Source organism: Sinorhizobium fredii (assembly GCF_002944405.1).
In the GTDB taxonomy this organism is placed as follows: Bacteria; Pseudomonadota; Alphaproteobacteria; order Rhizobiales; family Rhizobiaceae; genus Sinorhizobium; species Sinorhizobium fredii_C.
On sequence record NZ_CP024307.1, the window covers coordinates 3148311 to 3173126 of the forward strand.

Sequence of the window (24816 nt, forward strand, 5' to 3'; positions counted from 1 at the left end):
CCCACGCTATATCAATGGTTAGCACGTCGAGCATGTTTGCAGGTCTTCGGTTGTGATGGTCACCGGATGGGCCGGAACCGCGATTTCATCGAGCCCGAGCAAGGGTCCAAGAAAGAGCATTTCGAGGGTTACATCACGAACTTCGAGGCGCATGGTCAGCACCGGGCCTTCGGGGCGGCCCCAGTAGCCGAGCCCGGAGCGCTGATAGGTGACCACCAGGTTCTCCGGCTGGATACGCCAGTTAATGTCGCAGATTCCCGGGCGCGGATCGCCCGCCGTCCCGCAGGCGCCGTCGCTGCCGAGCACGATCCGGCTCAGCCCATCGCTGCAATTGGCAAGGTCCGGACCGCAGGTCGAAGATATCATCGCGTTGTTCGGCGTTGCATCGCCATTATCGAGCGGGTTGGCGGCCTCTGTCGGAAATACTTCGTCAAAGTCACTGGTGAGCGGATCGGAGACTGCTGCGAGCCGCGCACCATATTGCAGCGCCTTGACGGTCTGGTTCCATTGCGACATCGCATAGCCGAATTCGATGAAGGTTGCGAACATCAGCATCACGATCGGGAGAGTGATCAAAGCCTCGGTAAGGGCAACGCCGCTTTCGTCCTGCCGAAAAGGCTTGAGGAATCGAGAGATTACCATCCCATATACCTCTCTTCATGCGAGGCGCTGATGGTGATTTCGTCAATCCCGAGCCAGGCGAACAGCGGAGAGGCTTCGTAGGGGTGTGCGGTTTCGATCGTGAACGTTCCGTCGGCACCGACTGCGTTGACCGTGATGTCGGCAAGGGTGGGCCCCCAGCCGGGGACGCGCAGGACAGCGCCGTCTGCCGGGCTCTGCGTTCCATAAAAGGCGATCAGTTTCGCCGTCCCCTCCGAGCAGGTCGACGTGTAGGTCGGCGACGTTGGTCGGCACCGGGCCAGATAGCGTCCGGCGTCGCGCAATCCGGCATCGATCTGCATCCGCTCCCAGAAAAGGTTGCCGAACTCTAGGATGCCCGCTGCAAACACGGTGACGAATGGCACCACGATTATCGTCTCAGTAAGAACAGCCGCATCTTCGTTCAACCAGAAATAGAACTGCAACCGGCGGCGAAAGATTTTTCTAAATGCGTTCATCGGACCAACTCCGCTTCTTCGCGAAGGAACTCGTCGAGCGTGCCGCGGCCGCCCTTGCCGGTAATGTCGATCATTTCGAGCGAAAGGTAGCGCTCACTGCCGGCCTTGATCGCCGGCTTGGTCAGGAACAGGCGGGCGAAGGCGACGGCCTCCGTCTCCTTGTGGCCGTTCAGATGGCCGACGGCATTTTCGTAGCCGCAGTTCACGATGGCGGCGAAGATCTCGCGCCGGTCGCCATAGTCGCCGCTCGTATAGTTTGAAAGATCGGGGCCGGTGTAGCACTGACCGCCGGTTAGAGGTGCGCCCGTCTCGCCGCTGGCCGAGGCATGGTTGATCATCGCGGAATTATTGAGCTCGTAGCGGTAGACATCATAGGCGGAGGGCTGCGACGGAGAGCCGGTCGGCGACGGATAGCTTGAATGATTGCTGAGGATCGTGCTGACGGAAGGAGCGCCGCTCCCTTGGGCAACGTTCCAGTAGCTGTTGTACTGCCAGTCATTGCCGCCGCTGATCTTTCCGCCGGCCAGCGAGGTCATCGACGCGCCGTAACCGAGCGGCACGGCCTTGGTTACGTCGCCGACGGTGGCGCCGCTCATGAGCGGGTTGTATTCGCCGCAGATCTTGTTGGCGCCGCCCGTCTGGTTCTGGGCAGAGCGCACGTTGCGAGCGGGTCGGTAACGTCCGTCGCTGCGTGCATTGCCGAATGAGCCGGAATACAAGCCAAAGCGCGTATTCAGTCCCGCCTCTACCGGTCCCGCCATCGCGCCGGTCTTCGTCTCCAAGGCGTCCTGCTTGTAGCAGACACCGGGCGAACCGGTGGCGAGCGCCTCGGCGAGCACGTTCGCACCGTTGCCATAGGTCGCCAGGAAGCCGAAGTTGCCCGGTCCCGGCGCCGACGAGGAGGTGCTGTGAAGCTCGATCTGGCGGCCATACAGATTACCGGCTGCAAAGTTGGTATGCAGCGCCTCGGCCGCCGCCTCGTTGGCGGTCGCGCTTGTGTTGCCGGCCGGCTCAAACGGATTGCAGATGTAGATCGGCGTGACATCGCAGGCGCTGGAGCGATAGACAGCAACGGCATCGGCGGAGACATTGATGGTATCGCGGTTGAGCCCGACTGGGACCGGGAAGATCGTCGTCATCGCCTGCGGTTTCGCAATAACCCAAGCATAAGACGCTTCGTTCGCATCCGCCGCCATCATCGAGGCCTCGATCGGATTGTCGTCGTCGGCCGGGATCTCCTTGAGGTAGATGACCGTTACAGTGCTTCCGGCATCATTGCCTGCATCATAGGTGACGGTGATGTGCGAGCCGAGTTGCATGCCGGTGCCGCCGCCGCCGAACGCGGCACTGTTGGCGAGCGCCTCGATTGCCGCATCGGCGCGAGTAATCGCATCGTCGCGTCCGTCGAGCTCGCGGGCGCCGGCAAGGGCCATGGCATCCACCGCATTCTGCAGGTCGGTGTGAAGATTGCCGGTGCGGCCGACGTCAATGACGAGCAGCGAAAAACCGAGCAGGAGTGGCATGGAAATCAGCGTCAAGGCGATGACGTAGCCACGATTGTCATCCAGGAAGCGTTTGATAGCCTTACGCAACAACATTGGCATGCTCCTCGGATCACGGCGGTTTCCGCCGAGATTCTGATTCGTTGCCGAGGCATCAAAGTTTTCGGGGCAACGACATGCTTAAAAAACGAGAACGGGACTTTGAAAATCATGAGCGGCAATTCGCTCGCATCCCGTGTCTCAGCTAATAAAATCCGTTAAATTCCGTGTCGTCTTTATGATCTTGACCCAGTATTACGTCAATCTGGTATTTCTATTTCTTATTCCCATCCGGCTCAGTGCCGTTCCTTCAATACTACGCAGTCTACCTGGCTGTTCCGTTCGGCGGCGTGGCCACCGGCAGGATCACCGCTGATGGCGGCGGCGCGCTCGACTGTCTGCCGCCCTGATAGCCGCCGATCGCGCGGTAAATCACCTTGCCGTCGCTGTTGATCTGCGTGTTGTACGCCGCCCGCGGGAACGGATCCTGTGTGTGGATGCCCTTGTTGGCCTCCACCGCATTGCCGAGCCCGAAGGTGATCGAATCGCGGTGGTTCAAATAGTCGGCGCAGCCGGAGAGAAGGCCGACGGCGGCGATAGCGAGGAATGCGCGCTTACTTCTTGGAAAGAACAACTGCGCCTCCCACGTCGAGATCGAGACGGTGGCCATAGGGCCCCTTGACGCCTTCGCCATTGCGGAAGCGACGCAGCATGTCCTTGTCCACCTCGAGAATGCCGAGGGCGAAAAGCTCGACGTCGTTGGACGAGCGCGTCTGTTCGAGCGGGCTATAGAGGTCTTCGCCGGGCTTCGACGGCCGCACGATATGCGGGGTGACGACGATGACCAGGTCCGACTCCCTTTTCAGGAAGCTCGTCGAGCGGAATAGTGCGCCGATCACCGGAACCTGCCCGAGCCACGGCAATTGCTGAACGTCCTTGGCATTGACCGATTGCAGCAGGCCGGCCATCGCAAAGCTCTGGCCGTCACGTAGCGCGACAGTCGTACTTGCAGCGCGCGAGATGAAGCCCGGATTGCCGTTGACGCTGATCGAAGGGTCGATTTCGGAGACTTCGGGCTCGATCTTGAGACTGATCAGCCCGCCATCGAGCACCACCGGTGAGAAGGTGAGCCGCACGCCGAAAGGCCGGTAGTCGGTCTCGGTCGCAAGCGTTGCACCGTTCGCGACCGTTGATTGGATCGGCACTTCGCCGCCGGCATGGAAGCTTGCGGTTTCGCCGCTCATGGCAATCAGGTTCGGCTGCGCCAGCCGGCGCACCAAGCCTTTTTGCTCGAGCGCGTTGATGACGATGTCGATCTGGCCGCCGGAAATTTCAAGCACCTTGGCAATCAGCTGGCCGAAGGGCTGCATGCCGGTCGCCGCACCCGCGGCGTCCCCGAGCGTTCGAGCAAGATTACCATCATCATCGACGGTAATACCTTGACTGGTCGTCGCCTTGCCGATGCCGTTCCTGCCCTGACCGGACCAACCGATGCCGAGATCGCGGCCGGTCTGGCGCGAAGCTTCGATGACGCGAACTTCCAGCATCACCTGCTGCGATTCGGCAACACGCAGCTGGTTCAGGACCGGTTCCGCCGAATAGGATTGAGCAATTTCAACCACCCGCTGCAGTTCGACCGCATCGCGAACCGTCCCCGTCAGACGAATGCGATCATTGGAGTTGAACACCCGCACTTGCGCCGAGGGGGCGGTGGAGCGGATCGCCGATGCAACTTCAGTGAAGTCGGCGGCGACCCGCACGTCGATAACACCGACAAGCGCCTTATTGTCGTCATAGACGGAGATATTAGTAGCACCCGTCTGCTTGCCGCGAATGAACAGCGACTGGTCGGAAAGGGGCACCACGTCGATCATCTCGGCGCTGCCAATGACCAGATCGCCGAAGGGCTTGCCGGTCCTGACTGTAATCGTGTCGTTTGGCGCCAGCGTCACCTGCTGGACCGAGCCGGTGAGGCTGACGAATTTTTCTTGGGCCTTGGCGGGACCCACAACACCGGGTCCCCCACTATAGGCAATTATTGCCGCGGCTACCGCCGCGAGGGTTCCGGCTCTTGCCGCCCCCTTCATGAGTCCCCTGGACATTCCCGCTTCAGCCTCCGCTCCTCGTTCAGCCACAGCGCCTGCGGGCAACAAAGCCGCTCCCCTCGCTTCACTGGACCATGCCGACTCGGTGCTCTTCGCGCTTCGTCGAGTTCCAGACGCCGACCGTGGCCCATTTTGGCTCTACGGGCAAGAGTGGTTCTGCTTTTCGCTCTGCAATCTGTACCTGTTTTTCTTTAACAGGTTGTTTCATTTTGTCTTCGACGGAGTCGATCCGGCTTCCAAGCTCGTCGCCGACCTTGCGCACCAGGTTTTCGATCGTCTCGAATCGCCCGTCGTCATCCTTCGCGAGATCTGCACTGAGGTCGGCCGAGATCAGCCCGCCGCCGAGATCGGCAACCGTAATCGGCCGCGTCTGCTCGACATTCGATGAGGCGATATTGCGCAAAGCCAATGAAAGCGTGCCGATGCTCGCCCCGAGCGTCAGACGCTGCGCTTCGTCGGTCGTTACCTCGAAGGTGACGGTCTTGACGACGGAGGGCTCGTCCTTGCGCTCGTCCGCAGTCTGGTCGACCGCCAGCACCTTAACACCCTGCAGCAGCACGTCGACATAAGTCTGTTCACTGTTGTTCTGTCGCCGGACGACCCGGGTCAGCAGAACATCGACGCGATCCGCCGGCCTCACGAAACCAGCGACGCCCAGAACGTCGTTGACGCGAATGGAAACGGCCTTCATGCCCTGGTCGAGCGCCGCCGACAGAGTGGCGCGCTCGCCGGTCCCGGTAATCTTGGAAGAAAGCACCGGCTCGCCGGGATCGATCGCCTCCATGGCGTAGCGAGGCTCGTCCTTGTCACCGATCACCGACTCGATTGTCTGAAACGAACCTTCCGGCTGTTCGCCGGTCGGCCAAGGGATGGTTTTCAGGCTCTCCGGATAAACCCGATCGCCGAAGCGCATGGGCTTGGCGGCAACCACGAGGGTCTTTTCCGGAGCCTTTACGGAATTAGCTGCTGCAAGTCGAGCCTGTTGTTCCGCGAGATAAGTGCGTGTCCCGAAGACCGCCGCAGAAGCAAGTAAAATGGCGACAGCAAGACTGGTGACCGTCGAAGTACGCATCGCCGACAACTCCATACATGCTAAAATACATTTTCTACAATAATCAAATTGCTAAGGAGGGATTAACAAACCCCTCCTTAGATTCTACCAAACTTCACTGAGTAACGATAGCATCGGTCGATACTGAGTTCATCCACCACGATCCCCATGAGCCCCAAGCATCGCTCAGGTTCCCGCCTGCGGCCGTGACGGTCCCGATCACACCACCGACGAGCAAGGCCAAGAGAATAAGATATTCAGTCAGTGCAACACCGTCTTCTTCCCGCGCGAAAGCGGATACCTTAGCTACAAAAGCTTTCATCGAGAAATTCCTTTCAAATATACTTCGCGTGCCGCAAAATTCCCCGGGCCGCGCCGCCGTTGAGACCATCTCTCCGACTGACTTGATTAATAAACTGTTAATTTCTGAATCGTCAATCATTATATTTAGCAATTTTCGGAGGAGGTTGCTTATGGTTAAGATAATAAACGAATATCTCTGGCTTTGCGGCGTGAAAAGCGGTATAGAATTGGCATCCTCTGAATTATATAGTCGGTTTTAAATAGCCCATACGGATTAGAATCCCTTCGGTAATTTCTTAAAAATAATCAGTTTGACTGCGTATGGAGTACGATAAAGATGATTTCCGCAATCAACATCTTAATTGTGACAAAAGTATTACTTTTATTTTATGCCGCCTGGAGCGATTTCCGGCTCTGGAAAATACCGAACCTAATCGTGCTGGCTCTTGTCGCCGTTTATGGGTTTTATACTGCCCTGCAGTTGCTGACGGCTGAAGATGTCGGCGCGGCCCTCTTCTCCTCGTCGGGCATTGCCGGCGATGTCGGAGCCGGGCTGCTGCTCTTCGCCATTGGATTTGGCCTATGGTCGTTCAAGCTCTTCGGCGCGGGTGACGCCAAGCTGTTTCTGCCGATCGGCCTCTTCATAGGCTGGCACGGCATGCTGCCCTTTGCGGTCTTCCTGCTGATCGGGGGCGTGGTGACGCTCCTCATCCTCAAGTTGCCGATGCCGCTGCAATTGGCCCACTTGTCCGTGGTGATGCGCGTGGAAGAGATTCGTACGACGCGAAAGATTCCCTACGGCGTCATCATGGCCGCAGCCGCGCTCACCATGATGGCCCTGCGGCCGGGTCTTGCCTAACTCCTAAAACCATCCAGACGAAAGCAAGAATCGCAAAATAGCAACATTAACGGAGCAGTGACTAATAAATACGGGCGAGTTGACCGCTTAAAAGAATTCAGATCAACTGCCGATTGGGGAAATAATCTATTGGTTTTACAACGATGAGAGCGTTCCTTTCTGCTATGGGGCGAACAAAGGCCGATTACCGCCTTGCCCATTTGATACTGCTATTGCACATTTCTTCCATGTGTGGGCTGGTCTGGTATTTGGGAGTTGAGCCATACTACCGGACCGGCAAGTTCTACCTTCAGCTGTCGTTCATGGCGATGCTGGTTTACGTGATGTGTTATATGCTGTGGACTGTCGTTCGGTTTTTGATCGAGCGGAGAGAGCAGCCGACCGCGGCATTGATCAAGCACATGCGTGATGTTCTGGTCCGGGACGACCGCTATGCCCATGCGCTTCACTCGATGGCAATATTCATTGGGATGATCACGGTCTTTGCGACGATCAAGTCAACGATACCTGCCATCAATCCATTCTCCTGGGATCCTGTCTTCATCGAAATCGACCGTGCAATTTTTGGCGGAGTCGATCCATATATCCTCACAAGTGCGCTCTTCGGCAACGCCTATGCGATTATCGTCATAAACTTCTTCTATAACCTGTGGCTCATTCTCGTTGCGTGCGCCCTGGTGTGGGCCGCGTGGACCTCCAATCATTTCTTGCGCTTGCGCTTCATGTTCTCGGCCCTGCTAGGATGGCTTGTTGCAGGCAATATTCTTGCGATCACCTTTTCATCGGTCGGGCCGTGCTTCGTAGAGCCGTTAACAGGCGATAACACTTATGCCCCGCTGATGCAGCTGCTTGAGCACGTGAATTTGGAGACTCAAATGGTCTGGGCGCTGACTGCTCAGAAAGGCCTCTGGGTCGCCTATACGAGTGAAATCGGGGCGATTTCCGGAATCTCTGCCATGCCGAGCCTGCACGTCGTCTTTGCCGTGACAATCGCCTGCGTAACATGGGGCATGGGACGTCTTCGACGCTGGGCCGGAACCGGTTTTGCGGTCATAATAGGGATTGGGTCAGTCCAACTCGGATGGCATTATGCATGTGACGGCATTGTCGGTGTCGCCCTAGCTCTCCTGTTCTGGAAGGTCTCCGGTTATCTCGCATCTTGGTCACTGGATCATTCATCGCCCGTACTGAAGCCTGCCTAAGCGGACCAGGATATAGACCCAACCCGCGTTGACGGTGTCTACCAAGTCAGCATCCGGGAAGAAACCGGCGAGACGGAAGACGAGAACGGCAGCGGCTTGCCGTCCCTCCCATGGGCAGTTCCCCGACTACTCAACGAGCGACACCGTTCGGCCCACGACGATCTCGTCGGTTGGCGAGGCGCAGGTCTCCATCGTCGAATTCCCCGTGAACGTGATCTGGTCCGCGACGATCTGTGTGCATCCCCCGGACACGGTTGAATTGCCGGTGAAATCGATACTGCCGGTAGGAATGTAGAGGTTTCCTTCCAGGCTCGATTCGGAATTGCCCGTCACCTGATGGGCCACACCAGTGTCGCGCCGGCTGCCGAAGAAGAGCAGCCCGGCGAATGGCCCGGTGGTCGGAGCGGAGAGATCGATATCGCCGTTACCGAGCAGTTTCGCGGCGGCTCCGTTGGTGAAGTACAGGGTGACACCGTCGCCGGAAAGCTTTGCCCCCGCAGTAACCGTAAAGTCGCCGCCGTCTATGATATAGAGGCCAGGCTTCAGCGTAATGGTGCCCTTGATCTCCAGTCCGCCGCAGAACCGGATTGCCTGTGTCCCGTTCGCAAGCTTGTCGAACGCGTAGGCGGAATCCGAGATATAAGCGAGCGTTCGACAGGGAAGCTGCTCGACATGCAGCTTGTCGGGTTCGGCGACGGGGGCAAAAGGATCCGCCGTCGGCGGGACGCGTTCGACGGGCGCGCTGCAACCGGTCATCGTCAGGCCCGTCGTCGTTACCGCTTCGCCAACAGTGTAGACACAATCCGTCGACATCACCGCGCTGCCGTTCTTCATCAGAAAGGCATCGGCGGCGCTCGAATTGGAGACCACGCTGCAGCCCGACAATTGCACATGGGTCGAGCCGGTAACGGTTACCGCGCCGGACGCCGAATTCGACAGCGCAAGCACGCACGCGTTCGAGCCGCCCTTGACCTCGGCGACGGCACGGGCCGAGATCGTCACGGGCGCGCCGATGAAGACGGACGAGAACAGGCGCGCATGCGTCTCCGTCAGCTCGACCGTGATCTTGCTGGATCCGGCGCTCAGCCCCGGCTTCGTGCCGACGGTCAGGGTACCGGGCGAGTAGCCGGAGGCGCGTGCGATCCTCAGCGCCGTGCTCTCGAGGCCCGATTGCTGGTCGCCCGCTCGATGGCGGATGGCTGCGGCATGAGCCGAGACGTCCGCCGCATGCTGCAGTTTGCGGCTCTCCATATACCAGTAGCCGCTTTCCGCCCCCAGCCCCATGGCGCCAACCAGCACCGGAAACACGATCGCCGCGATGACGGCGACGGCGCCGACCTCGTCCTCCAGGAGTGCGCACGAAAGGCGCCGCGGGCGCGGCGACGTTTTCCTGGGTTCGCTAACGTTGTTTCCTTTGCGCATCCGAATGTCCTGGAGTGCTGTTGATCCGGCCGAGGATATATCCCTCACCTGAAGCGGTTGCGATTCGGCCGGTTGGACTAGTCCTCTCCATTCGCCTTGCCGCCTGCGCTTAGACCATCAGGCCGAATGGCGACCGCGGGATGGAGACGGCATATTCCGCAGCACCTCAAACGGCCTTCCCGGCCCTCGTGAAAGGCGCCCTTGTGATGCTCTCCACTTCCGCAGCTTGGCTCGCATTCTTAGTCTTTGCCGGAACGATGACTTATGCCGGCCTAAAGGACGTGGCGACGATGACGATTTCGAACCGTCTCGTCGGTTTTCTGCTGGTCGCCTTCGCGGTGCTTGCGCCGCTCGCCGGCCTCGATCTTTCCACGATCTGGTCGAGCATCCTGGTCGCCTCGGCGGTGCTCGCCTGCACCTTCGCCTTCTTTGCCCTCGGCTGGATCGGCGGCGGCGACGCAAAGTTGCTGCCCGTCGCGGTGCTCTGGCTCGGCCCGGGGCTTGCCCTCAGTTTCGTTATCTACGCCTCGGTGCTCGGCGCGGTTCTCACGCTGACGCTGCTGCAGTTTCGCAGGGTGCCGCTGCCGGTCGTCCTGAAGAAGCGCGCCTGGTCGAGCCGGTTGCACCAGCCGCAATCGGGCATTCCCTACGGTGCAGCGATGGCGCCTGCGGCACTTCTCCTGCTCCCGGAAAGCCACTGGTTCTCCGCCCTTCTCTGAGGACTCCCTTAGTCCGTAACGCACAGGTCCTACCATGATCCGCTTGGTCATTCTCCTTTTCGCACTCGCCTCCGGCGGTGCCGCATCCTGGTTGGCGCTCGGCTTCACCGATCAGCCGACAGTCGAGGCAGCCGAAGTTCAACAGTCTCCCTCGCAGGAGGTGCTCGTCGCCGCGCAAGAGCTGGCCCGCGGCACGACGCTCGAGGAGTCGCACCTGCGCTGGCAGGCGTGGGAGGGAGAGATCCCGCCGGTGTTCATCAGCCGCAGCGCACGACCGGACGCGATGGCGACGCTCAAGGGGCTGCTCGCCCAGAGCGGTTTCGTCGCCGGAGAGCCGATCCGCGAGGATAAGCTTGCCCAGCGCGGCAGCGGTTTCCTCTCCAGCATGCTGCCTTCGGGAAAGCGGGCGATAGCCGTCCGCGTCACGGCGGAGAGCACGGCCGGCGGCTTCATCCTGCCGAACGACCATGTCGACGTCATCCACACCGTCGCTCGTCCGGATTCATCTGGAAAGGACGGCAAGGTGGTCAGCCGGGCGATCCTTTCCAACATACGGGTGCTCGCCGTCGATCAGACCATCTCGGAAGGTGCGGACGGCACCTCGGTGGTCGGCAAAACCGCCACACTCGAGGCGGACCCCAAGCAGATCGCAGTCATCGCCGCGGCAGAAGCCTCCGGCACCGTGTCGCTGGCGCTGCGGGCGGTTTCTGACAACCTGGAAGCACCGGTTGTCGAGACGGAAGGAAACCGACCAGGGGTCGTGCGCATTGTTAGTGGTGGGCGGCTGTCGATGGTCGAGGTTCCGTCCCGCTCCGGTGGCAGTTGATTGTTTTTCACGGGATTTCGGACAGATGAAACAGCTCGACGCAAAAGCCCAGGACACCCCGCGGGAACCGGTCGCGCCGCTCCTGTCAATCCCGAAGGTGGACATCGCCGTCTTCTGCCGCTCGGAGGCGTTGAAGGAGACGGTCCACGCGGCGGCCATGGACCGCCGGATGGCTCGCGCCACCGTGACGGTCAAGGAAGGCGGTCTCGAGGAAGCGACGGCACTTTACGCGGGTGTCACTTCGCCAAACCTCGTCGTCGTGGAAAACACCGACGACGAGGAGCGCCTCATGAGTGCACTCGAAGCCCTGGCGGTTGAGTGCGTCACCGGAACCAAGGTCATCGTCGTTGGCTCGTCCAACGACGTGGGACTCTACAAGAGACTCGTGGATGCGGGCGTCAGCGACTATCTGGTCATGCCGCTTGACCCGATCGACTTCGTGGCGGCGGTGCATCGCTGCTTTCGCGACTCTGGCGAAGAGAAGCTCGGGCGCATCGTCGCCTTTATCGGCGCCAAGGGCGGAACCGGATCGTCGACGCTCGCCCATAACGTCGCTTATGCGATGTCGAAGCGCGTCGATGCCGATGTGCTGGTGGCCGACCTCGACCTCCAGTTCGGCACGCTCGGGCTGGATTTCGATGTGGAGGCGGTCCAGGGCATGACCGACGTCCTCAGCAGCCCCGACCGACTGGACGACGTCCTCCTGCGGCGCCTGGCGGTGCCCTATACGGAGCACCTGCACCTGCTTCCGACGACTACCGATCTCAACAGGTTCTTCTATCTCAAGGAGGAGCATGTCGATCATCTGCTCGATGTCGCCCGGTCCAGCTCCTGGCAAATCGTCGTCGATCTGCCGCACATTTGGATGCAGTGGACTCGAAAGATCCTGCTTGAGGCGGACGAGATCGTGATCACCGCAACGCCCGACCTGGCGTCGATGCGCAACGTGAAGAACCTGCTCGACCTCCTGAAGAAGGCGCGCCCCAACGATCCGCCGCCGAGACTCGTGCTGAACAGGACGGACACGCCGAAGCTCGCCGAGATCAAGCCGAAGGACTTCGCCGCCGCTGTCGGTCTTGAGGAAAGCGTATCCGTTCCCTTCGATCCCCAACTGTTCGGCAAGGCGGCCAATAACGGCCAATTGGTCATCGAATCGGCGCCCGAGTCGAAGGCGGGGCAGGCCATAGTATCGCTTGCCTGGCGGGTCGGCGGCACCAGGGAGAGACGGGTGCGGAAGAAGGGTATCGCAGGGCTGGTGCAGAGGTTCACCCAACGGCGAAAGCAGAAGGCAGCGGCGGGGCTTCGTAAGAACGCCCAGGAGCTGAAGAAGTCGGAGGCCGGCGCTTCGGCTGTGGAATTTGCGCTGTTTGCACCGGTGCTGGCACTCGGCCTCGTCGCTATGGCCGATGTGGCACTGGCGCTCCACGAGCGGATGACGATCGACCATGTGCTTCGGGCCGGAGCGCAAGCCGCCATGGCCGATCCGGGGGCGACGCAGGTCGACAAGGTGCTGCAGTCGACGCTGGCGCAAAGCGCGACGCCAGCTAATGTCGCCCTGGCGCCGGTACAGCGTTACTGCGCCTGCCCGGAAAACGCCGACGTCCAGCCGGAGGCCGCGCCGCAATGCGGGACGACATCCTGCGCAAATTCGGCACAGCAGCTGGTATTCTATCGTCTCCAAGCGGCGAAGAATTACCAGCCCATGTCCCTGCCGGAGGCGCTCCCGCCCTTCCAGCTCAACTCCTCGATGCAGGTGCAGGTCCGATGACCCGATCGTTCCATACCCTTCGTCGCGCCTGGCGCAGCCAGTCCGGCGCGACGGCGGTCGAGTTCGCACTTGTCTGTTTTCCCCTGCTTCTGCTGGTCCTTGGCGTGATCGAGTTCGGCCGCGCCTTTTACGTGCGCAACGACCTGTCCTATGCCGCCGACTTTGCCGCCCGGCAGGTGCTCATAGGCCAGATCGCCCGCGATGCGCCCGACAGCGAGGCGCAGTCGAAGCTGGCGAGCGCCGTCCGCGACAAGTTCGGCAGCGGCGATCCCGATCTGCTGCAAATTGCCGTCAGCAAGCAAACGGTCGATGGCATCGATTTTCGCGTCTTGTCGATCCGCTATCCATTCCGTTTCTTCGTCCCCGGGCTGGCCGAAACTCCGTTCAGCCTCGCACTTTCGCGGCGAATTCCGATCGGCTGAGCGTTTTGGTCAGGCCGGTCATTGTTCGCCCCCTTCGTCGAGCGGCGGAGCGTTAGGCGGAGGAGGTGCCGTCGTTTCATCGCTGGGCGGAACCGGGTCGCAATGTTCCGTGCAGCTATAGGTCGATCGCCCGCCGCCGCCGTGCACGGTGACCAGACGGCCGCCCGCTGCGACTACATCGAGAACGATGTTGGCAACCTCGCCGCCTTCAGCGTCCATGACGATGAGGTTCGTCGAGCCGGGCGTCTTGCCGGTCAGGATGACCGTCTTGTCGTCGCTGAGCGTCGCGTGGGCGATGGCGGGATTGCCGATGATGAGCGTGCTCGCCGGTCGGGCGAGGATCAGTGGCCTCGCAAAATCGACAATGACCCTGACGACGCCCTCGGTCTGGCGGCTAGGCTCCAGGGCCGTGGACGGGGGGCTCTCTTCCGCCGCCTGCGCCGCGCCAAGGACGGTACAGGTCATCAGGGCGAGAATAAGCCACCCGGCCCCGCCCTGCCTTGGAACCACTCGCATCGTTCGCTCCCGATCTCTGTGAACGGACACACCTTCCGTTCGAAGAAGGCTGGCAAAAGCAAGAGGATAGTGCGGCCGAACGATTGGACTAGGCCAACAAGCCGACCTTACTGCGGAAGTGGTATCGGCCATCAGGCTGAATGGATCAAAAGGGTTAATAAAGTCTATATCAAGGCCACACAGCAAGCGGGAAACGAGCAGAAGCCGCCCCGGCCTGTGATGCCGAACTTGGCGTCGGCGCAACCCCAACCCACTCGAAGGATCGTCTCATGAAAAATCTTCTCGTCCGCTTCGTCCGCAACGAATCCGGCGCCACGGCCATCGAATACGGCCTGATCGCAGGCCTTATCGCCGTCGTCATCATCACTGCCGTACGGACCGTCGGCACCGACGTCAACACCGCATTCAACGCCATCGCAACGGCCCTCTAAGGCGACCCGAGTCACTGCGTCGGTCGCCAAGCGAAGCGGAAGGCACAATCGCCTTCCGCTGTCGCATCTGAAGAGCACAGACATCTCAACGACGAGTGAAGCGACAACGATGTTCGGCAGAAAATCCACTCCGGATCAAAAGATTACCGAAACGGAAGCGCATGAGGCGGCGCGCGAGGCGCATTCCGCCGCGCCGCGAGAAATGCCGCGGCTTGCCGAAGTCCCGGCCGCCGCCAAGGCGGAAAAGGCCGACCAATACTACAGCCTTAAAAAAGAAATCTTCAGCGCGCTGATCGCCACCATCGACGTGGCGGCGCTGTCGAGCATGGACGGCGAACAGGCGCGCGAGGAAATCGGCGCGATCGTCAACGACATCGTCGCGGCCAAGAAGGCTGGAATATCCATGGCCGAGCAGAACGAGCTGCTCCGCGACATCTGCAACGACATTCTGGGCTACGGCCCTCTCGAACCGCTGCTCGCACGCGACGATATCGCCGACATCATGGTGAATGGCGCCGACCAGGTCTTCATCGAGGTCGGTGGTCGGGTGCAGCAGACGGGCATCCGTTTCCGCGACAACGAACAGCTCCTCAACATCTGCCAACGCATCGTCAGCCAGGTCGGCCGTCGCGTCGACGAAGCAAGCCCGATCTGCGACGCGCGTCTGGCCGACGGCTCGCGCGTCAACGTCATCGCGCCGCCGCTCGCGATCGACGGGCCGAGCCTGACGATCCGCAAGTTCAAGAAGGAGAAGCTGAACCTTGACCAGTTGGTCCGGTTCGGCTCGATCTCGCCCGAGGGCGCCGAGATCCTGAAGATCATCGGCCGCGTCCGCTGCAATGTGCTGATTTCCGGTGGCACGGGCTCCGGGAAGACGACGCTCCTGAATTGCCTTACCGGTTATATCGACGATGGCGAACGCATCATCACCTGCGAGGATGCGGCCGAGCTGCAACTGCAGCAGCCCCATGTGGTGCGGCTCGAGACCCGCCCGCCGAACATCGAAGGCCTGGGTGAGATCACCATGCGCAGCCTCGTCAAGAACTGCCTGCGCATGCGGCCGGAGCGGATCATCGTCGGCGAAGTGCGCGGACCCGAAGCCTTCGACCTGCTGCAGGCGATGAACACCGGCCACGACGGTTCGATGGGGACGCTCCACGCCAACTCTCCCCGCGAAGCGATCTCGCGCGTCGAGGCGATGATCACCATGGGTGGCCATTCGCTGCCGGGCAAGGCGATCCGGGAAATGCTGGTTTCATCGGTGGACGTGATCGTCCAGGCGGCGCGGCTGCGCGACGGCTCCCGCCGCATCACACACATCACCGAAGTCCTCGGCATGGAGGGCGACGTCGTGACGACGCAGGATCTCTTCGTCTACGACATCTTCGGAGAGGATGCGAAGGGCAACATCATCGGACGGCACCGCTCCACCGGCATCGGCCGACCGGCCTTCTGGGACCGCGCCCGCTATTATGGTGAAGAAGCGCGCCTGGCCGCCGCCCTTGACGCGGCCGAGATAAAGGCGGCCGCCTGACGGTCGCTTCGTCGAATTCCCCGAGCATCTGACAAAGGCTAATACGGACATGCTGAGTGCTTCGCTGTTTCCCGTGCTCATCTTCTTCCTGGCGTCGACCTCGGTCGGCGGCCTGATGCTCACCGCGTTTTATCCGCGCGCAGCCAAGGCCAGCGCCTATCGGCAGAGATTTGAGCACGTCGCCGGACGCACGGAAATCAAGGCAACAGAGACGACAGACGAGGAACGCCGCGACCGCCGCCGCTCCGTGGAAAAGACACTGCGGGAAATAGAGGAGCAGCAGAAGGCACAGGCGCGCAAGGGCGGCAAGCCGAAGCTCGACGTCAGGCTTCGCCAGGCCGGTCTCCACTGGTCGATCCGCACCTATTGGTCCGCTTGCGCCGGGTCGGGCCTTGTCACCTATTTTCTGGTGACGCTTCAGGGCCTCGGCGCCTTCGCGGCATTGGGCTTCGCCATAGCTGGCGGACTTTTCCTGCCGCACCTCTATGTGAACATGAAGCGCAATATGCGGCTGAAGCGTTTCGCTGCCGAGTTTCCGAATGCTGTCGACGTGATCGTCCGCGGGCTGAAGGCAGGTCTGCCGATGACCGATTGCCTGAGAGTGATTGCGGCCGAAGCGCAGGAGCCGGTCAAGGGCGAATTCCTCACCATCGCGCAGGACCAGACGCTCGGGCTGCCGGTCGACGAAGCCGTCGAGCGCCTGTGCGATCGCATACCCCTGCCCGAGGCCAGGTTCTTCGCGATCGTCATAGCAATTCAGAGCCGCACGGGTGGCAGCCTCTCGGAGGCACTTGGCAACCTTTCCAAGGTGCTGCGCGAGCGCAAGAAGATGAAGGCGAAGATCAAGGCCATGAGCGCGGAGGCGAAATCCTCGGCCGGCATCATCGGCGCCTTGCCGTTCTTCGTGGCTGGCGCCGTGTACCTGACAAGCCCCGACTACATGTCGCTCTTGTTCACCACGGTCGCCGGAAAGATGGTGCTTGTCGGCTCAGCCCTGTGGATGAGCATAGGCACGTTCATCATGCGCAAGATGATCAACTTCGATTTCTGAGAAAAGACATGAACCTTGGCGCCCACATTCCCGATTCCGACCAGCTGTCCGCGATGTTGGCTGGCCTTGCTGCCTTTTCCGCCGTCGTGGCGGTTTCCTGGCCCTATATTTTCCGCGATACGCTCGCAGAGCGGATGCGCAAGGTGGAGGGCGAGCGCGAGCGCATCAGGCAGCGCGAGCGCACTCGGCTGAATGCCGAGAAGAGCAAAGTTTCCCTTCGCGCAGAGCCCAGGCGCTTCTTTCAGGCGATCGTCGATCGCTTCAACCTTGCCAAGCAGGCGGAGGATGGCAATATCCTTCGCCTGCTGAGCATGGCAGGCTACCGCGGCTACGCGCCGGTGACGACCTTCCTTGCCTTCAGGCTGATAGCGCCATTCGTGCTCTTCGCCGCTTGCCTCATCTATATCTTGCTCACGCTTCGGCCCGAGGCGCCGTTGCTTGTCGTCATCGCGGTGGCCGGCGCGATGGGTTCGCTGGGCTATTTCGCTCCGGCGATTTTCATCCGGAACAGGATCACCAAGCGCCAGCAAGCGATCCGCCGCTCGTGGCCAGAGGCGCTTGACCTGCTGTTGATCACCGTCGAATCCGGCATGGGCATCGAAAGCGCCCTTCGCAAGGTGGGCGACGAGATTGGCGCGCAATCGCCCGAAGTCGCGGAGGAGATCCTGCTCACTACGGCGGAACTTTCCTATCTCCAGGACCGGCGGCAGGCCTTCGAGAACCTGGGGCAACGGACGGGCGTCGACGGGGTGCGCGCCGTGGTGACCAGCCTGATCCAGGCGGAGAAATATGGAACGCCGCTGGGTCAGGCGCTGCGGGTGATGGCGCAGGAGAACCGCGACATGCGCATGAGCGACGCGGAGAAGAGAGCCGCCGCACTTCCCCCGAAGCTGACCGTGCCGATGATCCTGTTCTTCCTCCCTGTTCTGTTCGCGGTGATCGTCACACCAGCGGCCATTCAGATCATGAGTGTGTAAGTCGATTTAAGGACACATGCAGTTGAGTTGGGGTGGGCGAGCGCGGCGCTGTGTGTCGAGATCGCCGCCTAGCGCCGCAACTCTCTTTCAACGTTCTCGTGTTCCGCTCGTAAGAGCGGTGATCTTCCCGGCTATATCGTCGAGGGGCAGCACGAAATCGACGAGACCGGCCGAGATCGCCGATTTCGGCATTCCGAAGACGACGGAGCTTTCTTCATCCTGCGCAATCACCTTCCCGCCCGCAACATGCAGTGCCCGAAGGCCCTCGGTGCCGTCTTCGCCCATCCCCGTCAGGATGACGGCAAGCGACTCGTCCCCGAAAGCGCGAGCGATTGAACCGAATAGATAGGATCCGGACGGCTTGAAGCCTTGGATGGGATCCTCGTCCACGACGCGAAGGCGTGATCTGCCGGAGACGCCGAGCTGGTGGCCGTCAGGGGCGAGGTAAACAGTGCCGGGCCGCAGGCGTTCGCCATTCGCGCCAACTTTTACCCTGAGCGCAATCGTGGCGTCGAGGGATGCAGCAACGCCTTCGATGAAGCCGTTCGACATATGCTGCACGATGAGGATGGGTGCGGGGAAATCGGCGGACAGGTCCTTCAATATCGAACGGATCGCGGCCGGTCCTCCCGTGGAAGCAGCGATGCCCACTATCGCGAGCTGGGTGTTGGCCGCAGGCTGGGGCGTCTCCTTGCGCTGGTGATCGCCGCGCCCTTTCTTGCGCCATTGACGAACGACTTTCACCTGCGCCATGGCCTTGATCGTCGATAGGAACCTCTCCATGGCTGCTTTCTCGAGCGACGTGCCGGATGCAGTCGGCGCCGGGATGACCGCGAGCGCGCCCGAATCGAGCGCACGCGAGGCCATGGCCCCTAGGTGCGAACCGTCTCGATAGGCTACCATGACGACTGGCGTCGGTGCGGTGATCATGATCTCCTTGACGGTTTCGGCGGTGCCGTCGTCCCGCAGCTCCACTGCAACAATATCTGGCAAAAGCTTACCGGTCATCTTGACCGCGTCCTTGCCGTTTTTTGCGACGCCTATGAGCTCGACGGAGGCGTCGCCCAGAGTCGTCCTTTTGATGAGATTCTCGAGATCGGGCGTCGATGTCGCCAGAAGAATACGTGTCATCCTCGTCCTCACACGACCCGACGCATCGTCTCCAGGAAGTGCTGCGCATCGAACTGGTCCTTCCTCAGATAGGCATTTGCGCCGGCACGCAGCCCCCGCACCTTGTCTTCAAGCGCCTCCCGACCGGTGACGAGGACGACGGGAGTGTTGGTGAAACGGTCCGATCGACGAATAGCCTCGGTGAGTTCGAAGCCGTTCATCGACGGCATGTCGACGTCCGCGACGACCATATCGGCGCCGTCGTCAAGAAGCTGCTGCCAAGCCTCCCGGCCATTGCTTGCCATTTTCACATCGTACCCGGCGCCTTCGAGGATGAGCTTGACCAGCGTTCGGACGTATTTTGAATCATCGACGACGAGCACCTTGCGCCGCGCGGCCTGAAGTGGCCGGGGCATGCGTGCGCCGTCCGTCGACCGTGTCCGGGCGGCGGCCTCGGCGAGTGCTGCAACGTTGAGGAGGAGGGCGATGCGCCCGTCGGGTAGGACCATGCCAGCACTATAGCGACGAACTTTCGTAAGCCGTGGGCCGACCGGGCGTGCGAGAAGGTCCTGCTCCCCGGCAATAGAATCGACAAGCACCGCCACCGGCCCGCCCGGAGCGTCGAGCACGACCGCCGGCACGGCATGCCGGGTATCGGAGCTAGCCGACCGCATCCCGAGCCAATCGGCGAGATCCACGAAAGGCATCGGGCCGGTCGGGGTGCTGAGGATGTCCGTCCCCTCAGACGTTGCAAAGTCTTGCGCATGAACGCGCATCACCCGCTGGACCGATGCCGTGTCGATCGTGAACATATGCTCCCCTGCCATGACCATCACTACACGCACCATCGCAAGAGTCAGAGGGAGCGTGAGGGTAAAGGCCGCACCTCCCGTCGGCACTTGCGAGACCTCCGCTGTACCTCGCAGCGTTTCGACATTGCGTTTGACGATGTCGAGTCCTATGCCGCGCCCCGACAGGCTGGTAACCGTCGCGGATGTCGAGAGGCCCGGCTCGAAGACACGCCTCAGGAGCTCCGCTTCGTCTTTCACCTCCTCCAGATGTTCGCCGGCTGCCTTGCTGAGCCGGGCTACATCCACACCACGGCCGTCATCCTCCACGCGCACCTGCATCCGATCTCCTGATATCGCGGCGGCAATGACGACTCTTCCCCTTTCCGGCTTTCCCGCCTCTCGGCGTTCCTCGGGCGACTCGATGCCATGTGCGACTGCATTGCGCACGAGATGGCGAAGCGAGTCCTGCAGACCGGAAAGAATGGAACGGTCGATCTCGATCTCTCCACCCCCGATTTTCAGTTCCGCCGATTTCCCCGACGCGGCCGCCATGTCACGTACGACCCGATCGAGCCCCTTGCAGGCTTCCGCGAACGGTTGCGTGCGTGCGTGCCGTACCTCGTTTTCGAGTGCTGTCGCGACAGTGTGCATCAGTCTCATTTCCCGGCGCAGCGATGTCGCAAGCTGACGCAACCCGTTTTCGATACCTGCCGCCAGCGCGGCAGACTCGGGGACCGTGCCCCTCAGTTTCATTGCCTGCTCCCGCAGCAGGGATGCCTCCTCGGCGTGGCGCCGAATGACCGCGCCAAAGCTGAGCAGTTCGCCACTCCTGTATAGAAGAGCATCCAGTCGATCGGCGGAGACGCGCATGGAGCCGTCGGTATCGCTGTTGCGAACGGCCACCTGCCCCATCTGCGGAGGCCGTGGATTCGATTTGCCGCTGGGGTCATCCTCCCCTGTCGCCACGGCAGACTTCAGGGCATCGACCACGCTCTCCCCATGCGCGGGCGAAGGCGTCTCCCCGCTTTCCAAGAGGTGGGCCGCGTCCTGGATTGCGTCTGCGGCAGACAGAAGCAGTTCCAGCCTGGATTTCTCGAGCACGAGCTGCTCATTTACCGTGATGGAGATTATCTCTTCCATCCAGTGACAAATCGCTTCCACACCTCGCACTTGAAGCAAACCGGCGGCGCCCTTGAGGCTATGCACGGTCCTTAGTAGCTGCTCCTGCAGGCGGAGTTTCTCGTCGGCCCCGCCGGGGTCCTCGATGGCGAGCAATGTCTGCTCCATGTCGGATGCACGCTCGCGCACTTCCTGGGTGAACATCTGCAGCAATTCTCGATCGAATTGGTCGCGTTTTGTCATGTCAGTTGCCATGGTCAGCAAGCATTTCCTTCAGCCTGGAGCCAAGCTCGTTCAGATCTTTCGCGGCCTCTTCCGCTTGCCGGATCGCCGAGAAATTTTGGCTGCTCGCTTGCTCGATGTAATGCATCGCGTCGTGAATCTGCTTCATGCCTGCTTTTTGCTGGCCCGCCGAAGCCGCGATCTGGGCGACCGATCGCGCCGAATCGGCAACGATCGCCTCAAGCTGCCGGATCGTCTCGCCCGCTTCGTTCACCGTCTCTAGGGCGCGGCTGACACTCTTTGTGCCATCTTCAGCGCCAATGACCGCCGCGTTCGTCGCTTTCTGGATCTCCATCAGAATCCGCCGCACACGGGTAGTCGCTGACTTCGACTGGTCGGCAAGTGTCCTGATCTCACTGGCAACGACACTGAAGCCCCTGCCGTGCTCGCCGGCACGCGATGCCTCGATCGCCGCGTTCAGCGCCAACAGGTTCGTCTGGTCGGCGATCTCGGCGACAACCGTGACGATCTCACCAATTTCCAGGCTATTTTCCGCCAGCGATAGAATGTCCCCGGCAATCGCTTCGGTGCGGGCACTCACTGCGTTCATCACATGCACGGTATCATCGAGCGCCCTGCGGCCGTCATTGCTGATCTTGACGGCCTGGTCATAGGAGCCGGCAACCTGCTGAGCGCGCTGCGCCGCCTGTTCCGACGTCTGCAGCACCTCGTCGACGCTCGTCACCGTCTGAGCTACCGCCGATGATTGTTCACGCATGCCTTCGACCTGTTGCGTAGTCCCGGCAAGGATTTCGGCGGCAGACGACGAAAGATGTTGCGCCGTGTCCGAGATCGTGGCGAGCAGCTCTTCGAGCCGCTCCCTGCTGCTCCGTTCACTGTCAATCATCCCGGCAAGCCTCGCGGTCATTGCATTGAAGGAGAAGCCGAGGGCCGCGAGTTCGTCGCTGCCTTCTACGGCCGCCTTCTGCGTCAGGTCACCGGCGCTGACCCTTTCCGCCTGGCCTACGAGCGCGCGCGTGCGGCGGACGAGGCGACGCGCGACCCGCAGCACGTGGAGAAGCATAAGAACGGCGAGGACCGCAAAGCCCAGTTGCAGCAATTGAGAGCGCTGGAGCCGGACCACTCCTGCCTGCTCGATCCGATTGATCAATTCGTCCATGCGAGCAGCGAAGTCTCTAATCCCTGGATCAAGTTCATCCAGCGCAGCGGGACCGAGCCGCGCGTTGACCATCGCGCTTTCGAGCGCGGGCCTCACCTGCTCCCGCCATTGTTGGCGGGCTTGCTCGAGCTGCGCGAGAGCGGCAGGATCCGTCGTTGCTTCAAGCCCGAGTCTTTCGTCGCCATCGGCCAGACTGGCAAGCAGTCGCTCATTGCGATCCATCAGGCCGCGCAGCTCATCGGCAGCGGCGATCCGCACGGCGCCTTCCGCTCTTTCCAGGCGCGTGGTTGCGTACATCAACTGATAGGCAAGGCGCTGCTTGCCCAGCGATGATGTCGCGGCAAGATCGGCTCGCACCTGTTGCAGGGCAACTGAGCTCGACCCGACGAGCAGCGCCGAAGCGGCCACGAACAGCAGCATGGCCAGGCCCAAGGTGCCATAGAGACTATTCGTCAATCGCAGGCTCATGGAATTCGGTCCTTTCCGTCTCATCGGTGGCGATGATCTGCTCGTCCTCGAGAAAGAGACGGCGATCGTTCAACAGAAGGTGGCCGTCCAGAAAGACAATGACGCCTTCCGTTCTTGCGCAATCGAAGGATCCGCCACTTTTACCGGGCTTCGCCGCAGCGAATTCCTCCGGTGGGAGCGCCACTATCTCCGGAACAGAATCGGACAGGATCAGGAATTCGGAATGCGTTCGCCCGCATACAATTGCCCATTCGCCGGCGCTGCCGGCCGATCGCGGGAGATCGAACAATCTGCTAAGGTCAAAGACGGGCAGCAGTTCGCCGCGCAAATCATAGACGCCACAGGCGTGCGGGGGCATCCCGGGAAGCGGACTGACGCGTGCCTTCGAAACGATCTCGCAAACATAGCGGATCTCCAAGGCAAACCGCCGATCCGATAGCATGAAGGTCACAAGTCCGACTGTCTGCTCATCTCTGCTGCCCGCGAATGCATCGTGGGCCGCTTGTCGTGATTCCTCGTATTGAGCCGCTTTCTGTGCCAATTCCAAAAGCGCTTCGGTCTGTTCTATCGCTGCCTCGATCCGTCTTCTGACGGCGATCCAGTCGACCGGACGAGCGGCGGGCCGGGAAAGCATTGTCATCGGCTTTCGCTCCCCCGCGCTTGGCGGATCTTGCCCATCTCCCGCCTTGCACGCTCCACCAGATCTCCAGCCGTCGCGTCTGCCATCAGAGAGATGCGCTCCTGTGGCGGACGGGAGAGGCAAAACTGCAGCACGTTTTCGAGGGCACGCAACGACGCTTCAGGGTCGCTCTGCCGGAGACAGACCCCGAGGAAGAACTGCGCGGCGGCCAGAGTGCTGTCCAGGTAGACGACTCGTCGCAGGGCTGCCGCAGCCGCATCGATCTCACCGTCGGCCATCTGCGAGAGCCCCTGCAGGAAATGCAGTTCCGGTGACAACGGATGACTTTCAACCGCCTGCGCAGCGAGGCACGCGGCTTCGCGGGTTTCACCCACGTCGTAACGCGCTCGGATTTGGGCGATGGCCCTGGAGAGCTTGTCGCCAGGTGCTTTTGGCGCAGCCGTGTCGCATGCTTGAGCCGCCGCCATGCGGGTGACGGGATTCTTGGGCTTGCCTCGAGCGGAAACGACGCCTGAGATCGGGCTCTTGCGAGCGTCCCCACGAGCCATCATGCGCCGGTAAACAACGCCTGCCGGCGTGATGCACGTCTCGAACGGGGCGTACTTCCACAAGGGCGGATCGGTCGGGGCGGTCAACAGCCAGCCTCGATCCGCAAGGCAGGCGAATAGCTGCCGTGCAATCCGAGGCACTTTACTCGCGTCGAGGTAGACGAGAACGTTGCGGCAAAGGATCAAGCGAAAGTCCGCCAATCCTTTTTCCGGCGCCGGAAGATCGGCTTCGCCAAGATTGAGGACAGCGAAATCGACCTGCGGGCGCAGTCGTTCGCTCAGTCGAAAGCGATCGTCACATGCGGTGAAGTATCGCTCCTTCAGCCTGCGATCCGTGTTCCTCAACGACCATTCGCCATACTCGGCGGCCCTGGCCGTTCCGAGCGCCCGTCGCGAAATGTCGACTGCACATATGCGAACTTCTTCCAAGAGACCTTCCTCGTCGCAGAGAATGGCAAGGGAGTAAGGCTCCTCCCCCGTTGCACAGCCGACACTCCAGATCCGGGCAGGCGCGCCGTCGGGCCGCCGCGTTAGTTCCGGAAGAATTTCCTGCCGTATCAGCTGAAACTGCTCGGGGCCGCGAAAGAAGTGCGTTTCACCGACGGTGACCGCTGCGATGACGTCGTCGGTCAAGTCCTGATCCAGCCCAAGCCGGCGAAGAAGCAGGCTGCTGTCGTCGATGCCGCGCCGCGCCATGATCCGGGCGATCGCCGAGGCTACGGTGCCTTGCCGCGATGCGGGAACGCTGAGGCCGACCCTGCAGGCGACCTCCCCGGCGAGATTGGCAGGAAGCGCGTGTCGGGTCACCGAACGCCTCCTGCCTCAATCGCGGCGGCGCAAAGAGGGCTATTTGATGAGCTGGCTGTGGAAACCGGCTGGCGCATTTTCGTCCC

24 protein-coding genes are annotated in these 24816 nt (G+C 61.3%); 10 read left to right on the plus strand and 14 right to left on the minus strand.

The annotated features are described in order from the left end of the window. Window positions 1-18 precede the first annotated feature (18 nt). The 7 genes from NXT3_RS15465 to NXT3_RS15495 form a co-directional block, all read right to left on the minus strand. The gene (locus tag NXT3_RS15465) at window positions 19-642 is read right to left on the minus strand and encodes a TadE/TadG family type IV pilus assembly protein (RefSeq protein ID WP_104839638.1); all 624 of its coding nucleotides are present in this window, start codon (window positions 640-642) and stop codon (window positions 19-21) included. Next, entirely contained in the window at window positions 636-1118 is a 483-nt protein-coding gene (locus NXT3_RS15470) for a TadE family protein (RefSeq protein WP_104839639.1), read from the minus strand. Before NXT3_RS15470 ends, NXT3_RS15465 begins: the two co-directional genes overlap by 7 nt. Then, a complete protein-coding gene (locus NXT3_RS15475) occupies window positions 1115-2716 on the minus strand; it encodes a TadE/TadG family type IV pilus assembly protein (RefSeq protein ID WP_104839640.1) in 1602 nt (533 codons plus the stop codon). The genes NXT3_RS15470 and NXT3_RS15475 overlap by 4 nt, the downstream gene beginning before the upstream one ends. Before the next feature lie 268 nt (window positions 2717-2984). After that, window positions 2985-3329, minus strand: a complete 345-nt coding sequence (locus NXT3_RS15480) for a pilus assembly protein (protein ID WP_234828054.1) — start codon at window positions 3327-3329, stop codon at window positions 2985-2987. Next, the gene (locus NXT3_RS15485; RefSeq protein ID WP_037426223.1) at window positions 3274-4761 is read right to left on the minus strand and encodes a type II and III secretion system protein family protein; all 1488 of its coding nucleotides are present in this window, start codon (window positions 4759-4761) and stop codon (window positions 3274-3276) included. The genes NXT3_RS15480 and NXT3_RS15485 overlap by 56 nt, the downstream gene beginning before the upstream one ends. A 67-nt stretch (window positions 4762-4828) precedes the next feature. Continuing rightward, on the minus strand, window positions 4829-5836 hold the full coding sequence (cpaB, locus tag NXT3_RS15490; protein ID WP_104840015.1) for a Flp pilus assembly protein CpaB: 1008 nt from the start codon (window positions 5834-5836) through the stop codon (window positions 4829-4831). 94 nt (window positions 5837-5930) lie between these two features. Further along, the gene (locus NXT3_RS15495) at window positions 5931-6137 is read right to left on the minus strand and encodes a Flp family type IVb pilin (protein WP_037426283.1); all 207 of its coding nucleotides are present in this window, start codon (window positions 6135-6137) and stop codon (window positions 5931-5933) included. Between the two features lie 318 nt (window positions 6138-6455). On the opposite strand from NXT3_RS15495, the gene NXT3_RS15500 reads away from it, so the two are divergent. Together NXT3_RS15500 and NXT3_RS15505 are read left to right on the plus strand one after the other, a co-directional pair. Further along, on the plus strand, window positions 6456-6977 hold the full coding sequence (locus tag NXT3_RS15500; RefSeq protein ID WP_037426226.1) for a prepilin peptidase: 522 nt from the start codon (window positions 6456-6458) through the stop codon (window positions 6975-6977). Between the two features lie 143 nt (window positions 6978-7120). Continuing rightward, window positions 7121-8179, plus strand: coding sequence for a phosphatase PAP2 family protein (locus NXT3_RS15505; protein ID WP_104839641.1), 1059 nt, complete (start codon window positions 7121-7123; stop codon window positions 8177-8179). Between the two features lie 126 nt (window positions 8180-8305). Here the strand turns inward: NXT3_RS15505 and NXT3_RS15510 are convergent, their stop codons facing one another. Next, window positions 8306-9601 carry a pilus assembly protein TadG-related protein gene (locus NXT3_RS15510; RefSeq protein ID WP_104839642.1) on the minus strand — a complete coding sequence of 432 codons (1296 nt, stop codon included), beginning with the start codon at window positions 9599-9601 and terminating at the stop codon, window positions 8306-8308. A gap of 206 nt (window positions 9602-9807) precedes the next feature. Between NXT3_RS15510 and NXT3_RS15515 the strand changes: the two genes are divergently transcribed. The 4 genes from NXT3_RS15515 to NXT3_RS15530 are packed head-to-tail and all read left to right on the plus strand — an operon-like array spanning window position 9808 to window position 13336. Further along, window positions 9808-10320 carry an A24 family peptidase gene (locus tag NXT3_RS15515; protein WP_104840016.1) on the plus strand — a complete coding sequence of 171 codons (513 nt, stop codon included), beginning with the start codon at window positions 9808-9810 and terminating at the stop codon, window positions 10318-10320. Between the two features lie 34 nt (window positions 10321-10354). After that, on the plus strand, window positions 10355-11146 hold the full coding sequence (cpaB, locus tag NXT3_RS15520) for a Flp pilus assembly protein CpaB (RefSeq protein WP_104839643.1): 792 nt from the start codon (window positions 10355-10357) through the stop codon (window positions 11144-11146). Window positions 11147-11171: 25 nt separating this feature from the next. Next, complete coding sequence (locus tag NXT3_RS15525; protein WP_104839644.1) at window positions 11172-12914, plus strand: AAA family ATPase; 1743 nt, start codon at window positions 11172-11174, stop codon at window positions 12912-12914. Then, window positions 12911-13336 carry a TadE/TadG family type IV pilus assembly protein gene (locus tag NXT3_RS15530; protein ID WP_104839645.1) on the plus strand — a complete coding sequence of 142 codons (426 nt, stop codon included), beginning with the start codon at window positions 12911-12913 and terminating at the stop codon, window positions 13334-13336. The genes NXT3_RS15525 and NXT3_RS15530 overlap by 4 nt, the downstream gene beginning before the upstream one ends. A gap of 18 nt (window positions 13337-13354) precedes the next feature. Here NXT3_RS15530 and NXT3_RS15535 read toward each other — a convergent pair whose 3' ends face one another. Continuing rightward, window positions 13355-13852, minus strand: a complete 498-nt coding sequence (locus NXT3_RS15535) for a pilus assembly protein N-terminal domain-containing protein (RefSeq protein WP_104839646.1) — start codon at window positions 13850-13852, stop codon at window positions 13355-13357. A gap of 269 nt (window positions 13853-14121) precedes the next feature. Between NXT3_RS15535 and NXT3_RS15540 the strand changes: the two genes are divergently transcribed. From NXT3_RS15540 to NXT3_RS15555, 4 genes are all read left to right on the plus strand, one after another. Next, window positions 14122-14283 carry a Flp family type IVb pilin gene (locus NXT3_RS15540; RefSeq protein WP_097527076.1) on the plus strand — a complete coding sequence of 54 codons (162 nt, stop codon included), beginning with the start codon at window positions 14122-14124 and terminating at the stop codon, window positions 14281-14283. Between the two features lie 109 nt (window positions 14284-14392). Continuing rightward, window positions 14393-15817: a TadA family conjugal transfer-associated ATPase gene (locus NXT3_RS15545; protein WP_104839647.1), complete on the plus strand. Its 1425-nt coding sequence runs from the start codon at window positions 14393-14395 to the stop codon at window positions 15815-15817. Window positions 15818-15866: 49 nt separating this feature from the next. Next, window positions 15867-16868 (plus strand): type II secretion system F family protein, encoded by a 1002-nt coding sequence (locus tag NXT3_RS15550; RefSeq protein WP_104839648.1) that lies wholly within the window; start codon window positions 15867-15869, stop codon window positions 16866-16868. Window positions 16869-16876: 8 nt separating this feature from the next. Then, window positions 16877-17845: a type II secretion system F family protein gene (locus NXT3_RS15555; protein ID WP_104839649.1), complete on the plus strand. Its 969-nt coding sequence runs from the start codon at window positions 16877-16879 to the stop codon at window positions 17843-17845. Window positions 17846-17932: 87 nt separating this feature from the next. Here NXT3_RS15555 and NXT3_RS15560 read toward each other — a convergent pair whose 3' ends face one another. From NXT3_RS15560 to NXT3_RS15580, 5 genes are read right to left on the minus strand one after another with little or no spacing between them, the layout of a single operon-like run. Next, complete coding sequence (locus NXT3_RS15560; RefSeq protein ID WP_097527072.1) at window positions 17933-18976, minus strand: chemotaxis protein CheB; 1044 nt, start codon at window positions 18974-18976, stop codon at window positions 17933-17935. Between the two features lie 8 nt (window positions 18977-18984). Continuing rightward, window positions 18985-21108 carry a hybrid sensor histidine kinase/response regulator gene (locus NXT3_RS15565; RefSeq protein WP_104840017.1) on the minus strand — a complete coding sequence of 708 codons (2124 nt, stop codon included), beginning with the start codon at window positions 21106-21108 and terminating at the stop codon, window positions 18985-18987. Between the two features lies 1 nt (window position 21109). Further along, window positions 21110-22735 (minus strand): methyl-accepting chemotaxis protein, encoded by a 1626-nt coding sequence (locus NXT3_RS15570; RefSeq protein ID WP_104839650.1) that lies wholly within the window; start codon window positions 22733-22735, stop codon window positions 21110-21112. Further along, complete coding sequence (locus NXT3_RS15575; RefSeq protein WP_104839651.1) at window positions 22713-23375, minus strand: chemotaxis protein CheW; 663 nt, start codon at window positions 23373-23375, stop codon at window positions 22713-22715. The genes NXT3_RS15570 and NXT3_RS15575 overlap by 23 nt, the downstream gene beginning before the upstream one ends. Then, window positions 23372-24730, minus strand: a complete 1359-nt coding sequence (locus NXT3_RS15580) for a CheR family methyltransferase (RefSeq protein ID WP_104839652.1) — start codon at window positions 24728-24730, stop codon at window positions 23372-23374. Before NXT3_RS15580 ends, NXT3_RS15575 begins: the two co-directional genes overlap by 4 nt. Between the last annotated feature and the right edge of the window lie 86 nt (window positions 24731-24816).

What these genes read in the sequence shown, in the direction of transcription:
- NXT3_RS15465 (WP_104839638.1), bottom strand. Translation starts at nt 642, where the DNA reads ATGGTAATCTCTCGATTCCTCAAGCCTTTTCGGCAGGACGAAAGCGGC.
- NXT3_RS15470 (WP_104839639.1), bottom strand. Translation starts at nt 1,118, where the DNA reads ATGAACGCATTTAGAAAAATCTTTCGCCGCCGGTTGCAGTTCTATTTC.
- NXT3_RS15475 (WP_104839640.1), bottom strand. Translation starts at nt 2,716, where the DNA reads ATGTTGTTGCGTAAGGCTATCAAACGCTTCCTGGATGACAATCGTGGC.
- NXT3_RS15480 (WP_234828054.1), bottom strand. Translation starts at nt 3,329, where the DNA reads ATGGCCACCGTCTCGATCTCGACGTGGGAGGCGCAGTTGTTCTTTCCA.
- NXT3_RS15485 (WP_037426223.1), bottom strand. Translation starts at nt 4,761, where the DNA reads ATGTCCAGGGGACTCATGAAGGGGGCGGCAAGAGCCGGAACCCTCGCG.
- cpaB (WP_104840015.1), bottom strand. Translation starts at nt 5,836, where the DNA reads ATGCGTACTTCGACGGTCACCAGTCTTGCTGTCGCCATTTTACTTGCT.
- NXT3_RS15495 (WP_037426283.1), bottom strand. Translation starts at nt 6,137, where the DNA reads ATGAAAGCTTTTGTAGCTAAGGTATCCGCTTTCGCGCGGGAAGAAGAC.
- NXT3_RS15500 (WP_037426226.1), top strand. Translation starts at nt 6,456, where the DNA reads ATGATTTCCGCAATCAACATCTTAATTGTGACAAAAGTATTACTTTTA.
- NXT3_RS15505 (WP_104839641.1), top strand. Translation starts at nt 7,121, where the DNA reads ATGAGAGCGTTCCTTTCTGCTATGGGGCGAACAAAGGCCGATTACCGC.
- NXT3_RS15510 (WP_104839642.1), bottom strand. Translation starts at nt 9,601, where the DNA reads ATGCGCAAAGGAAACAACGTTAGCGAACCCAGGAAAACGTCGCCGCGC.
- NXT3_RS15515 (WP_104840016.1), top strand. Translation starts at nt 9,808, where the DNA reads ATGCTCTCCACTTCCGCAGCTTGGCTCGCATTCTTAGTCTTTGCCGGA.
- cpaB (WP_104839643.1), top strand. Translation starts at nt 10,355, where the DNA reads ATGATCCGCTTGGTCATTCTCCTTTTCGCACTCGCCTCCGGCGGTGCC.
- NXT3_RS15525 (WP_104839644.1), top strand. Translation starts at nt 11,172, where the DNA reads ATGAAACAGCTCGACGCAAAAGCCCAGGACACCCCGCGGGAACCGGTC.
- NXT3_RS15530 (WP_104839645.1), top strand. Translation starts at nt 12,911, where the DNA reads ATGACCCGATCGTTCCATACCCTTCGTCGCGCCTGGCGCAGCCAGTCC.
- NXT3_RS15535 (WP_104839646.1), bottom strand. Translation starts at nt 13,852, where the DNA reads ATGCGAGTGGTTCCAAGGCAGGGCGGGGCCGGGTGGCTTATTCTCGCC.
- NXT3_RS15540 (WP_097527076.1), top strand. Translation starts at nt 14,122, where the DNA reads ATGAAAAATCTTCTCGTCCGCTTCGTCCGCAACGAATCCGGCGCCACG.
- NXT3_RS15545 (WP_104839647.1), top strand. Translation starts at nt 14,393, where the DNA reads ATGTTCGGCAGAAAATCCACTCCGGATCAAAAGATTACCGAAACGGAA.
- NXT3_RS15550 (WP_104839648.1), top strand. Translation starts at nt 15,867, where the DNA reads ATGCTGAGTGCTTCGCTGTTTCCCGTGCTCATCTTCTTCCTGGCGTCG.
- NXT3_RS15555 (WP_104839649.1), top strand. Translation starts at nt 16,877, where the DNA reads ATGAACCTTGGCGCCCACATTCCCGATTCCGACCAGCTGTCCGCGATG.
- NXT3_RS15560 (WP_097527072.1), bottom strand. Translation starts at nt 18,976, where the DNA reads ATGACACGTATTCTTCTGGCGACATCGACGCCCGATCTCGAGAATCTC.
- NXT3_RS15565 (WP_104840017.1), bottom strand. Translation starts at nt 21,108, where the DNA reads ATGACAAAACGCGACCAATTCGATCGAGAATTGCTGCAGATGTTCACC.
- NXT3_RS15570 (WP_104839650.1), bottom strand. Translation starts at nt 22,735, where the DNA reads ATGAGCCTGCGATTGACGAATAGTCTCTATGGCACCTTGGGCCTGGCC.
- NXT3_RS15575 (WP_104839651.1), bottom strand. Translation starts at nt 23,375, where the DNA reads ATGACAATGCTTTCCCGGCCCGCCGCTCGTCCGGTCGACTGGATCGCC.